The sequence below is a fragment of the Vibrio azureus genome, from assembly GCF_002849855.1.
In the GTDB taxonomy this organism is placed as follows: Bacteria; Pseudomonadota; Gammaproteobacteria; order Enterobacterales; family Vibrionaceae; genus Vibrio; species Vibrio azureus.
This window is the reverse complement of sequence record NZ_CP018616.1, coordinates 653,142-665,871: the sequence shown is the minus strand read 5'-3', so window position 1 is coordinate 665,871 and position 12,730 is coordinate 653,142. Positions and strand designations below refer to the sequence as shown.

Genomic DNA, 12,730 nt, shown 5'->3' with positions numbered 1-12,730 from the left:
ACAAACAACGCGCGCGAATCTAGGTCCTAGGTCCTAGGGTCCTAGATCCTAGGTTTTAGGGTCCTAGGGCCTTCTTCCTAAGCGAAGCGCTCTGTATTCCGTATTCAAGCCACATCCCTAAGCTCTAATCCAGTCCACAAAACAAACAACGCGCGAATCTAGGTCCTAGGACCTAGATCCTCGGTTTTAGGGTCCTAGGACCTATCCCCTAACAATTAACCGATGTTCTTACGTGCGTTTTGGAACATACGCATCCAAGCGCCATTTTCCCCCCAACCTTCTGGTGCCCATGAGTTAGCCACTGTGCGGAATACTCGCTCAGGGTGTGGCATCATGATCGTCACGCGACCATCTTGAGTTGTCAGGCCTGTAATCGCATTTGGCGAACCGTTCGGGTTATTCGGGTACTGCTGAGTTGGATTACCGTGGTTATCAACGTAACGAACAGCAACCGTTCCAGAAGCTTCAAGCGCCGCTAAGTGGTCAGTGTCACGAACTTCGACACGGCCTTCACCGTGAGACACCGCGATTGGCATACGAGAACCCGCCATACCGTCGAAGAAGACGGAATCCGACTTCTGAACTTCAACAAGACTGAAACGCGCTTCAAAACGCTCCGATTCATTACGCACAAAACGTGGCCATAAGTCTGCGCCAGGAATCAGTTCTTTTAGGTTCGATAGCATCTGACAACCATTACATACCCCTAAAGAGAAGGTATTGTCACGATTGAAGAAGCTTTGGAACTGCTCACGAGCTTGTGCATTGAAGAGGATCGACTTCGCCCAACCTTCACCGGCACCCAATACGTCCCCGTAAGAGAAACCGCCACAAGCAACAAGTCCGTGGTACTCATCAAGAACCGCTTGACCAGTAAGGATATCGCTCATGTGAATATCAGTTGCTTCAAAACCAGCACGGTCAAAGGCTGCTGCCATCTCAACGTGAGAGTTAACACCCTGCTCACGCAGAATTGCCATCTTAGGCTTAGCGCCAGTATTTACCATAGAACCAGCGATGTAAGGCGCTGCGATGTCTTCATTTACATCGAAGCTTAGCTTCACGTTCAGACCCGGATCGGTATCGTCTTTCTTCGCTTCAAACTCTTGGTCAGCACAAGCTGGGTTATCACGTAGACCTTGCATCTTGTGCGTCGTTTCTGCCCAAATAGTACGTAGCTCAGTACGAGAACGCTCCAGAAGCACTTCCTCACCAGACGTAATCACAAAACGGTCTGATTGTTCCACGCGACCAATGACATGCGAGCATGCCTCAAGACCATTTGCAGCCAGTGTAGATAACACCGCATCTAAGTCATCGTTTTTAACTTGAACAACCGCACCCAGTTCTTCGTTAAATAAAGCGGCAAGCGCATCGTTGCCATGTTCTGAAGCAATAAGATCTGCAATATTGGCTTGCACACCACAATGACCAGCGAAAGCCATTTCTGCTAGTGTGACGAACAGACCACCATCCCCTTTATCGTGGTAAGCCACCAATTTGTCATTGAGTACCAAAGATTGCATCGCCTCGAAGAAACCTTTTAGTTGCTCAGCGTTATCCACATCAGCTGGTTTATCACCTAATTGCTTGTAAACTTGAGCCAGCGCAGTCGCACCAAGGCGGTTCTTGCCATTACCAAGGTCAATAAGCACCAAAGACGTTTCACCTTTATCGCAACGCAATTGAGGGGTCACTGTCTTGCGCACATCTTCAACGCGAGCAAAAGCGGTGATCACCAGTGACAAAGGTGACGTCACCTCTTTGCTCTCACCGTTTTCTTCCCATTTAGTCTTCATTGACATTGAATCTTTGCCAACAGGAATCGTTAAGCCAAGTGCAGGACACAACTCTTCACCGACCGCTTTAACCGCTTCATAAAGGCCCGCATCTTCACCAGGATGGCCCGCTGGAGACATCCAGTTTGCTGACAATTTAATATGCTTAATGTCACCAATGTCTGTCGCAGCAATATTGGTCAGTGATTCGCCCACAGCAAGACGTGCAGAAGCCCCAAAATCAAGCAGCGCAACCGGTGTACGTTCACCCATCGACATCGCTTCGCCGTGGTAAGTATCATAACTCGCAGCAGTAACCGCACAGTTAGCGACGGGCACCTGCCATGGACCAACCATCTGATCACGCGCCACTAAACCTGTGACAGAGCGGTCACCAATGGTGATGAGGAAGGTTTTTTCTGCTACAGCTGGAAGGCGAAGAACGCGATCAACCGCTTGGTTCAGTTCGATACCATCACGAACAATCGCTGGGCTCTCCACTTTCAGCGTTGTCGCTTCGCGGTGCATCTTTGGTGGCTTGCCAAGTAGGATATCCATTGGCATATCGATTGGAGTGTTGTCAAAATGTGCATCTTCTAGCGTAAGATGACGTTCTTCAGTGGCAACACCAACGACCGCATACGGTGCGCGTTCACGTTTACAGATCGCTTCAAACGCCGCCATATTTTCTGGAGCAACAGCCAAAACGTAACGCTCTTGCGATTCATTACACCAAATTTCTAGTGGGCTCATACCCGGCTCATCATTCGGTACATCACGCAACTGGAACTTACCACCACGCTCACCATCATCGACAAGCTCAGGTAGGGCATTCGAAATACCACCCGCACCGACATCGTGAATAAACGCAATCGGGTTCTCTTCACCCAATTGCCAACAACGGTCGATGACTTCCTGACAGCGACGCTCCATTTCTGGGTTCTCACGTTGTACAGAAGCGAAGTCGAGATCTTCCGCTGACTGACCCGATGCCATTGAAGAAGCAGCACCACCGCCAAGGCCGATGTTCATCGCTGGGCCACCAAGGACAATTAAGCTTGCACCAACAGGGATCTCTTTTTTCTGTACGTGCTCATCACGGATGTTACCCATACCACCAGCGATCATAATTGGCTTATGGTAACCACGCACTTCTTCACCTGCGTGAGACGTCACTTTTTCTTCGTAAGTACGGAAGTAACCCAAAAGATTCGGGCGACCAAATTCGTTGTTGAAAGCCGCCCCACCAAGCGGACCTTCTAGCATAATGTCGAGAGCATTAACGATACGGCCTGGCTTACCAAAGTCGGATTCCCATGGCTGTTCAAAACCTGGAATACGCAAGTTAGAGGTCGTAAAGCCAACCAGACCTGCTTTAGGTTTACCGCCTATACCTGTTGCGCCTTCATCACGAATCTCACCACCAGAGCCTGTTGAAGCACCTGGCCACGGAGAAATCGCGGTTGGGTGGTTGTGCGTTTCTACCTTCATCAAGATATGAGCATCTTCGTGATGGTAGTGATACTGACGTGTTTTTGGATCTGGGAAGAAACGACCAACTTTTGAACCCGTCATCACTGCCGCGTTATCTTTATAAGCAGACAACACATGATCTGGTGTGGTTTCAAACGTATTCTTGATCATCTTGAACAAAGACTTAGGTTGATCAACCCCATCAATGGTCCAATCGGCATTAAAAATTTTATGACGACAGTGCTCAGAGTTCGCCTGTGCAAACATCATCAATTCAATATCATTAGGGTTACGGCCCAGTTTGGTAAAGCTTTCCACTAGGTAATCAATTTCATCTTCAGCTAACGCTAAACCAAGGGAAACGTTTGCTTCTTCAAGCGCAAGACGACCACCAGCTAAGATATCAACGTGTGCCACTGGTGCAGGCTCAGCAACAGTAAATAAAGCCGCAGCCGATTCTAGGTCGGTAAACACCACTTCCATCATACGATCATGAACGAGCGTTTTTAGAGTCTCAAGTTGAGCGTTAGACAATGGGGTAGAAGTTGTAATATAGAAAGCCGTACCACGTTCAAGGCGCTTAATCTTATCTAAGCCACAGTTAATTGCGATATCGGTAGATTTAGAAGACCAAGGGGAAATAGTGCCAGGGCGAGGCGTAACAAGCAGAAGAGTTCCTTGAGGTTCATGCTCTTCGATAGTAGGACCGTAAGTCAGCAGCTTTTCCAGTTTTTCTAACTGCTGGGCATCAAGATCAGATTTCAGATCGGCAAAGTGCATAAACTCGGCATAAATGTCGGTTACAGGTAGGTCTTGTTCACGACAAAGTTCCAATAGTTTGTTAACACGAAACTCGGACAGAGCTGGGGAGCCACGCAAAATTCTCATGAGCTTAGGTCTCTTATGCAATTGATTAAGGTAAAATTGGAATAAACTCAAACATTTAAATTAGAAAAATTCGAAGTTATACCGATTCAACCTCTGGTTGCGAGCGCATTATATAGCAATTGTTTTTGTGATGTAACACCAAAAGCAACCGTTTGCGTCTTTTTTTATCGAATTTGAATTTATCACTCAAATGATGATAATTCACACAAACTGACATAATCTCAGTTTGATTCACTTTGCCCGTCTTGTGTGCTTTGATATAAAGGCAGTCAGATATTTTTGAGATAGACCAAATCAATGCAAAAAAGCCCATTACACCGATTCAAGCGAAGTGCCCTACTGTTTCTAAGCGTATTGCTTCTCTCCGCTTGTCAGATCGAATCTGAACCCAAAAGTGAGTTGGAACGAATTCAAGCTCGCGGCGTTCTGCGTGTGGGGACGTTAAACAACCAGTTGTCATATTATATTGGCCCAGATGGTCTTGCCGGTTTGGACTATGAACTTGCACGTCAATTTGCTAAACAGCTCGGGGTTAAGCTAGAGATCAAACCCGCTTTTCGTCAGGCCGATCTTTTCCCTGCATTGAACAAAGGCGAAATTGATATTATTGCAACAGGTCTTAATCAAACATCTCAGGCAGTAAAACGCTTCCGTCCTGCTCCTGCCTATTATTACGTCAGCCAACAAGTGGTATATAAAAAAGGCCAACGTCGCCCAAGGGACATCAAACAGCTGATCGACAACCTAAATGCGCATAATAAAAAAGTCGACGAAGGTAAAGCCCCCGCCGAGCAAGCCGTGTTTCAAATTGTTGAACAATCTCAATTTGTGCCCACTTTAAGCGGATTACAAAAAGATTTTCCTGAGCTGAAATATGAGATTGTCAGTGATGCAGATAATCGTGATTTACTCAAAGATGTAGCGAACGGCGATCTGCGTTTCACCGTTGCAGATTCCGTAGAATTGTCGCTTGCTCAGCGTCTCTACCCCGATTTAGCTCTAGCTTTTGAACTCACAGAAGACCAACCCGTTTCTTGGTTTACCCGCCGCTCCGAGGATGAAAGCTTGTACGCTATGCTGATCGAATTTTTCGGTGGCATTCAGCAATCGGGAGAACTTGCGACACTGGAAGAAAAATACATTGGCCACATTGAAAGCTTTGATTATGTCGATACACGTGCTTTCATTCGCGCGCTAGATAACAAGTTACCTAAGTGGTCCCCACTGTTCCAAAAATACAGTGAAGAATTCGATTGGCGTTTAATTGCGGCTCTGGCTTACCAAGAGTCTCATTGGGATCCAAAAGCAAAATCACCGACAGGTGTGCGCGGTATGATGATGCTAACCCTACCCACAGCCAAAAGCGTTGGGGTGACCGATCGATTGGATCCAGAACAAGCGATTCGTGGTGGCGTTGAGTACCTGCGCCGCATCGTGGCTCGTGTCCCTGACTCGATTAATCAACATGAAAAAATTTGGTTTGCTCTGGCTTCGTACAATATTGGCTATGGGCACATGATGGATGCCAGACGCTTGACGAAGTCTCAAGGAGGCGATCCTAATGCTTGGGCTGACGTCAAAGAACGCTTGCCACTCCTTCGTCAGAAACGCTATTACAGCCAAACACGTTATGGCTATGCGCGTGGGGATGAAGCGCGTAACTACGTTGAAAATATCCGCCGTTATTACCAGTCGATCTCCGGACGAGTCAGCCAACGCACTGACATTGAAGAAGAGAGCACGGAGCTTCAAGTGATTCCGCCATTGGAGGCAGAAGAAAATCTAGCCACTGACAACCAAACTCTGTTGGAAGATGGGTCAGAAATCAAGGTTGAGTTAGAAACGAACACAGCAATCAGTGCAAGCGAGTCAGCCAAAAAACAATTAGACGACGCTGAACACAAAGACCCCAAATCACCCATTGCTCCTCCAGCGAGCAGTGATAGCAAATAGACTGACCGATGACATTGTTCACCAATAACATTGACCACTAATAACATTGACCACCGTGTCAGTCATCGATATTGAGCTTGCTAAAGCCAGCGCGAGCAAGCTCAATATTACTGAGTCGTATGGTTACTTTTTTCGCTGAGTTATTTTTTGCGCTGAGTTGCCTGTTTCGCTTGCGCATTTTTCACACGTTCAGAAGCCTGCTTACTCTGCAAGGCTTGGTGCTCAACCAAGGCTTTTTCTGCCTGCTTCTTAGCTTTAATCTCTTTGCGTCGACGTTTAAAAAACGCTTGTAGCTGAGCCCGGCATTCCGCTTCTAACAAACCGCTCTCCACTGTGGCATAGTGATACGCGGCCTGACTTTCAAATAAGTTCAGTACCGTACCCGCAGCGCCAGCTTTGAGATCAGGAGCGCCATAGACAACGCGCTTCACTCGACTGTGCAATAACGCCCCTGCACACATTGGGCATGGCTCTAAGGTAACGTATAAAGTGGTCTCTAATAATCGGTAATTTTCCAGTGTCTCGCCGGCTTTGCGCAAGGTCTGGATTTCAGCATGAGCCGTTGCATCATGGGCACAAATAGAGCGGTTCCACCCTTCGGCGATAATGTTGCCATCTTTGACCAGTACAGCCCCAACAGGCACTTCACCTTCCGCCTCGGCTTGCTCAGCAAGAGCCATGGCACGGCGCATAAATTGTTCGTCTTGAGAAGTGAATTGATGGTCTGACAAAGAAAACTCCGATACGTGGGATAAAGCCATTGAGTGAGTAAGCGGAATTTTAACCTGAGCGGCGAGGAAGGAAAAGGATTACAAAAAACAAATATAAGGGGTTTAGGGCCTAGGACCCTAGGAACTAGGACCCTAGAAACTAGAACCCTAGGAACTAGGACCCTAGGAACTAGGACCCTAGGAACTAGGACCCTAGGAACTAGGACCCTAGGAACTAAAACCCTAGGAACTAAAACCCTAGGAACTAGAACCCTAGGAACTAGGACCCTAGGAGCTAGGACCTAGGACCTAGGAACTAGGAACTAGAACCCTAGGAACTAAAACCCTAGGAACTAGGAACTAGAACCCTAGGAACTAAAACCCTAGGAACTAGAACCTAGGAACTAGAACCTAGGAACTAGAACCCTAGGAACTAAAACCCTAGGAACTAGGACCTAAAAACCTAGGACCTAGGACCTAGGACCTAGGACCTAGGACCTAGGACCTAGGACCTAGGACCTAGGACCCTAGGAACTAGAACCTAGGAACTAGAACCTAGGAACTAGAACCCTAGGACCTAAAAACCTAGGACCTAAAAACCTAGGACCTAGGACCTAGGACCTAGGACCTAGGACCTAAAAACCTACATCGTATAGGTATAAGGCGCTTGAATACCCAATGGAATACCTAACATCCAGTACACCACAAGGAACACAGACCAACCAATCAACATCGCGATGGAGAACGGCATCATGAGAGAAGCCAAAGTACCAATGCCCGTTGATTTCACATAACGTTGGCAGTACACCACCACCAGCGGGAAGAACACCATCAATGGTGAAATAATATTCGAAACCGAATCACCCACACGGTAAGCCGCTTGTGATAGCTCTGGAGAAATCCCCACTGCCATCAGCATAGGCACAAGAATTGGACCAATTAACGCCCACTTCGCAGAAGCAGAACCAATCAAAAGGTTAACCGAAGCCGTCAATAGAATCATACCAATAATGGTTGCTTCACCTGGTAAGTTCATCGCTTTTAATCCTTCCGCTCCATACAAGGCAAGCATGGTACCAATGTTAGATTGAGCGAAAGCAGACAAGAACTGAGCACAGAAGAACGACATCACGATGTAAGCCCCCATGGTAGCCATGGTGTCAGACATTGCTTTGATAATATCGTTACTGGTTTTAAACGTCCCTGCCACTCGGCCGTAAACATAGCCGGGAATAATGAACAGGATAAATATCAATGGCACAATTGATTTCATGATCGGAGCAGAAAACGCCGTGATCTCACCATTTGGAGAGCGCAAAGCTGAGTTCTCTGGCCATACCGCAGCGATCAATAGCGCAATACCAGCCAACATCGCCCAACCCGCATAGCGGAAGGCTTTAGATTCAAGTTCTGTGAAAGACCCCAGATCCGGCGCTTTTTCTGCATCTTCATCCACTGGAGTATGCGCCAAACGAGGTTCAATGATTTTCTCTGTCACATACCAACCAATCGCCACAATAATTACTGACGATAAACCGGTAAAGAAAATGTTCGCCAGAGGGTTAACGATGTAGTCAGGATCGAGTACTTGAGCAGCGGTTTGGGTAAAGCCAGCTAATAAAGGATCAATTCCAGATGGAATAAAGTTAGCTGAGAAGCCGCCAGATACCCCTGCAAAAGCAGCAGCAATACCTGCTAAAGGATGACGACCTGCGGCATGGAAAATAATACCGCCCAATGGTATCACCAACACATAACCCGCATCCGCTGCAGTATGAGAAACAATCGCCACAAGGATCAGCATTGGGGTTAACAGTTTTGCTGGAGTAAAATTCAGCATCTTCTTAAGGCCAGTAGTAATAAAGCCTGAAGAGTCAGCCACCCCCACACCTAGCATAGCGACTAACACAATCCCTAATGGTGCAAAACTTGTAAAGGTTGTCACCATATTGGCTAAAAAGCTGGCTAATGCTTCACCAGTGAGAAGGTTGGTAACGGTTAACGCTTCCCCTGTTCGTGGGTTAGGTAAATCAAAAGAAACATTAGATAACAGCGCAGATGCACCCCAAGTGATGATCAACGCCCAAAAGAATAAAATAGCAGGATCAGGAATTTTATTACCGACTCGCTCAATAAAGTTAAGAAAACGGTCGATGCCACCTGATTTACGCGGCGGCGGTGTCTTGATAGTTTGGCTACTCATGGTAACTCCATCGAATAATGATTAATCCATGGCTCATCGTAATTTATACGGCCTTATAGTTCATCATTCTATTAAATGTCGATTATGAAAGCACAGAGTTCTAGCTAAGAATAAATATCTAGATACATATTTTCCAAAAACACCACAACAATAAACAAAAAGAACAATAAAACCCAACATTGGGTAACAACATAAAAACCCATCTATAACATTCACAATGCAGTGTAGTTCATAAAAAACCAATCAATGCTAATTCTCAAATTCATTGAAGCGTGACAGCATAGTATGCAACTCGACCGATTGTGTCTGCTCTAAACGGTTTTGCCAAGTCGCGGTCATAACCACCGATTTAAGTGAACTCGATCCTTCCTCTGCTGTTGCTTGCCAACTCAGAGTATAATTGCCTGCCGTGTAAGAGCCCGATGTAATCGTTGAAAATTGAGCACTCGATACCGTTGATAATGCATCTGAAGCACCGCGAGTGCGAAACCACTCTAGTTGATTTTCTGCCAGTCGCAACGCTTCGATACTATGCAAGGCGTAATCCGACTGACGCTCAATAAATACTTGCAGTTTGAGTAATCCTAATCCGCCAATACTGACCAAAAGCAAGCTGACCAGTACTTCAATCAAACTGAATCCTCGTGAAGATCTAATCATGCCAAGATCCACCAAGCCACTCTAAGCGGGCGGTGTGCTTTTGGCTTTTCTGTTGATTATAAGCAGGAATCAAAGAGCCATTGAGCTTAATGGTTCTACCTAATGCGTCGACGCCAATTGCGCCATCTAAGTACAAGGCACTATCAAGTAACCAACTGTATTGTTCAAATCGCTCATCCACATCATGGGCCTGAAAACTTAACGGAGTGACGCCAATTTGCGCACGCGATTGATGTAAATCGCGCCATTTTTCGAGCACATCAAAATCAGACTCAGAAGGCAGATATTGATAAATCAAGCCATCAAAAATACTCAGTCCTTTGCTGTACAGTAAGCCTCGATGAATGATCAGTTGCACGGCATTGTCTACAGGTTGGGAATAAGAACCGAAAATATTCCCCTCTATAGCACAATTGCCTTCCACCCAGAATCGCCGTTTACCTGCTAAATACGCGTCATGGAGTTGAGTATGGCAATGATGTACCCACCCTTGTGGACTGTAGTCAACATTCGAACCATCAAACACCGCACCTTGAGGATCATGAGCAATATCACTTTTCAGTTTTGCCGCATTGGCCGCGTTATATGTCATGCCAAATAAGTCCCTAAAAGCAGATATTCCAAGGACATTTTCCTCAATATCCGCTCCTTTGTATGGACCAAGCCCCGCGAGAGATGGAGCCCTAAGCGAATCGTAAAGGTTGGATTTATGCGTAGGCTGGCAAACAAAGTTTGCAGCGCCAAATGGCCCTGTTGCATGAGCACTCTCCGTGCTATCAACGGTGAAAAAGTGCTCATCAGTACCCGATGGGCTAGCAATATACTGCACCGCTCCACCAGAAATAATCGATGTACACTGGCTACTCAAAGGATCGCCTTGCGCGTACGGAATCACATGCATTGACCCGGTCAGTTCCACCGCGGCACTGGTTTTTATCATCGCATTGAGCACAGAGTTCACCTGAGCTATCGTCTTATTTAGCGTAATGTTGTCATACGTAGAAACCACGCGATATTGCTCATCATCGCGCTTTTCTATCGTTACCTGAGCCTTGCAGCCCGATACAGAAACAGCAGACGAAACAGGCAAGGCCACGACTCCTTCTATAACTTGAAAATAAGCACATTCTAAGCCTCCCTCTGCAATCCAATGCGCTTGCCTCGATTGGATTTCATTATTGGCACGCTTAATCTGATACCAAAGCGATCGATACGCTCCCATCAGCATCATCAGCATAGCAATCAATAACGCACTGACCGTCACCAAGATCACAGCCCCACTCTGACGCTTCATTATTGCCAGTTCCTTTGCTTGATAGTGAAAGATTGTGAGGTGTGCTTGTCTTCAAAGCCCGCCAAATGAGTGGATAGAGTAATGTTAACCAAAAGACTGCTTGCTTGTTCACCGCGTAGAAGCTGAGTAGACACGGTAAATTTATCGAGCTCAATTTGGCTAGAGTCAAATGCCTGAAAGCAGCTTCGTGAACCACTTAGCTGCGTCACCTCCTCGATATGCCAGACTCGGTTCATGTCTTTTTGGCAAATAAACAATGATTCAGGTTGCTCAGCTCTGCGTTCATAGACAACATTTCGATATATGGGCTCATTGCCGCTCATCTCATCATAATAAGCATAAGCCACCAAGATGCGCTGTTCATCGATCAAGGTGTAAATGCTGTGGTTTGCTCCCGATAACGTAACAGAGTGCCCTAACTCACCATTAAACCCTCCACGCTGCAGATCATTTTTGAACGCTTGCATCACACTGGCCGTATTCTGCAACAGCATCAGGTCCTTTGCGCGCATCAATGCACTTTTGTTCGCACTGATGTACAACGCACTGATCGCCGACAAAGCTAGCCCACCTAATAGTGCCGCGATCATAAACTCAATCAAACTTGCTCCTTTGAGCGCCTTTGCTGTTGTATTAGCTATAGGCATAAGGGGTAGCCAAAATGCTGTTGGGTCGGATGATCACTGCAAATGCGCACCCGGCCAGAGAGAGTGTGAGAAATGACTTTTAACGCTTTCTCAGGAGAGCCCGTCGGGTAAAAGCGAATATTGCCTGAAGAAGGCCTACCGTGGACATCACCAAAACTGATTTGATCGGAAACATAATGAAAAGAAACCGCAATCCCTGTAAAAGCCTGACCGGAAAAAGAAGACAATACCCTTCCCGCCTCTGGTGTGCTGCTATTCGTCAGGTCGATTCGCCACTCACCCTGTGTCGAGTCTTGCTCAGAGGTAAAAGTATGCGCCCATAACCTTTCTCTACGCAGCACAGCCTGAGATTTACTGTGGATCATAAAATGATGCAATTGATTGGCCAAACGCTGCATTTTATGGCTTTCAAACCATCGCTGAAAAGAAGGAATCGCCGTATTTAATAAGATCCCACATACGGTGATCATGATAAGCATCTCTAGTAGTGTAAACCCGCGAGGCATTTCCCAAATTCTCATGTAAGCAGCAATAGTGCATCAATTGACCTTGCACAGATGCTAACACCGAAGAAAAATAGACGTAAAAGAGAAGGGGAAACGACTCGTCATGATTCGAATTAATGAGTGTAACGTCTACAACAAACGACGACATGGGATGACACTCATCGAACTATTAATGGTACTGGCCATCATTGCACTGATCAGCGTTATCGCCTACCCAAGCTATCAAGAGCGTATTCTGCGCGCACATAGAATTGTCGCACTCAGTGATCTGGCTCGAATTCAGTTATCACTTGAAACCACTTACAACAACGGCTATCAATGGAGTCACCTTGTTTCGGCAGAGGGTTGCCTAATTTGTGAATCTGATCCTGACCGCTTTGCTTTTTCGATTGTCAGCTCTGCCAGTGTGGCCTACACCATAACAGCAACCGCCAAATCGGCCCTAAATCAAGATAAAGACCCATGTTTTCCCGAAGGCAATAGCGTCTTAATTTTGACTTCAACCAATCACCAATCGCCCAGTACATGCTGGAAATAGTCACAATATGGGGCAAAATGGAAAAGAAATAGATAGACCAAATAACGTCAAAAGATTTTATTCAGAACGAGGTTACTTGG

The 12,730-nt window shown here is 46.4% G+C and carries 9 protein-coding genes; 2 read left to right on the top strand and 7 right to left on the bottom strand.

Features of this window, described 5'->3' with window-relative positions:
- Window positions 1–215: 215 nt before the first annotated feature.
- Window positions 216–4,139, bottom strand: a complete 3,924-nt coding sequence (purL, locus tag BS333_RS03155) for a phosphoribosylformylglycinamidine synthase (protein WP_021709214.1) — start codon at window positions 4,137–4,139, stop codon at window positions 216–218.
- Between the two features lie 297 nt (window positions 4,140–4,436).
- On the opposite strand from purL, the gene mltF reads away from it, so the two are divergent.
- Window positions 4,437–6,092 carry a membrane-bound lytic murein transglycosylase MltF gene (gene mltF, locus BS333_RS03150; protein ID WP_021709215.1) on the top strand — a complete coding sequence of 552 codons (1,656 nt, stop codon included), beginning with the start codon at window positions 4,437–4,439 and terminating at the stop codon, window positions 6,090–6,092.
- Between the two features lie 140 nt (window positions 6,093–6,232).
- Here mltF and tadA read toward each other — a convergent pair whose 3' ends face one another.
- From tadA to BS333_RS03115, 6 genes are all read right to left on the bottom strand, one after another.
- Entirely contained in the window at window positions 6,233–6,823 is a 591-nt protein-coding gene (gene tadA / locus BS333_RS03145; RefSeq protein ID WP_021709216.1) for a tRNA adenosine(34) deaminase TadA, read from the bottom strand.
- A 622-nt stretch (window positions 6,824–7,445) separates the two neighbouring features.
- On the bottom strand, window positions 7,446–9,005 hold the full coding sequence (locus tag BS333_RS03135; protein ID WP_021709217.1) for an AbgT family transporter: 1,560 nt from the start codon (window positions 9,003–9,005) through the stop codon (window positions 7,446–7,448).
- 249 nt (window positions 9,006–9,254) lie between these two features.
- Window positions 9,255–9,665, bottom strand: a complete 411-nt coding sequence (locus BS333_RS03130; protein WP_033003571.1) for a type IV pilus modification PilV family protein — start codon at window positions 9,663–9,665, stop codon at window positions 9,255–9,257.
- Window positions 9,658–10,959, bottom strand: coding sequence for a hypothetical protein (locus tag BS333_RS03125; protein WP_021709219.1), 1,302 nt, complete (start codon window positions 10,957–10,959; stop codon window positions 9,658–9,660). Before BS333_RS03125 ends, BS333_RS03130 begins: the two co-directional genes overlap by 8 nt.
- Window positions 10,959–11,606 carry a PilW family protein gene (locus BS333_RS03120; RefSeq protein ID WP_033003573.1) on the bottom strand — a complete coding sequence of 216 codons (648 nt, stop codon included), beginning with the start codon at window positions 11,604–11,606 and terminating at the stop codon, window positions 10,959–10,961. Before BS333_RS03120 ends, BS333_RS03125 begins: the two co-directional genes overlap by 1 nt.
- Entirely contained in the window at window positions 11,597–12,112 is a 516-nt protein-coding gene (locus BS333_RS03115; protein ID WP_021709221.1) for a GspH/FimT family pseudopilin, read from the bottom strand. The genes BS333_RS03120 and BS333_RS03115 overlap by 10 nt, the downstream gene beginning before the upstream one ends.
- Before the next feature lie 103 nt (window positions 12,113–12,215).
- On the opposite strand from BS333_RS03115, the gene BS333_RS03110 reads away from it, so the two are divergent.
- Entirely contained in the window at window positions 12,216–12,650 is a 435-nt protein-coding gene (locus BS333_RS03110; protein WP_021709222.1) for a type IV pilin protein, read from the top strand.
- Window positions 12,651–12,730: the final 80 nt, after the last annotated feature.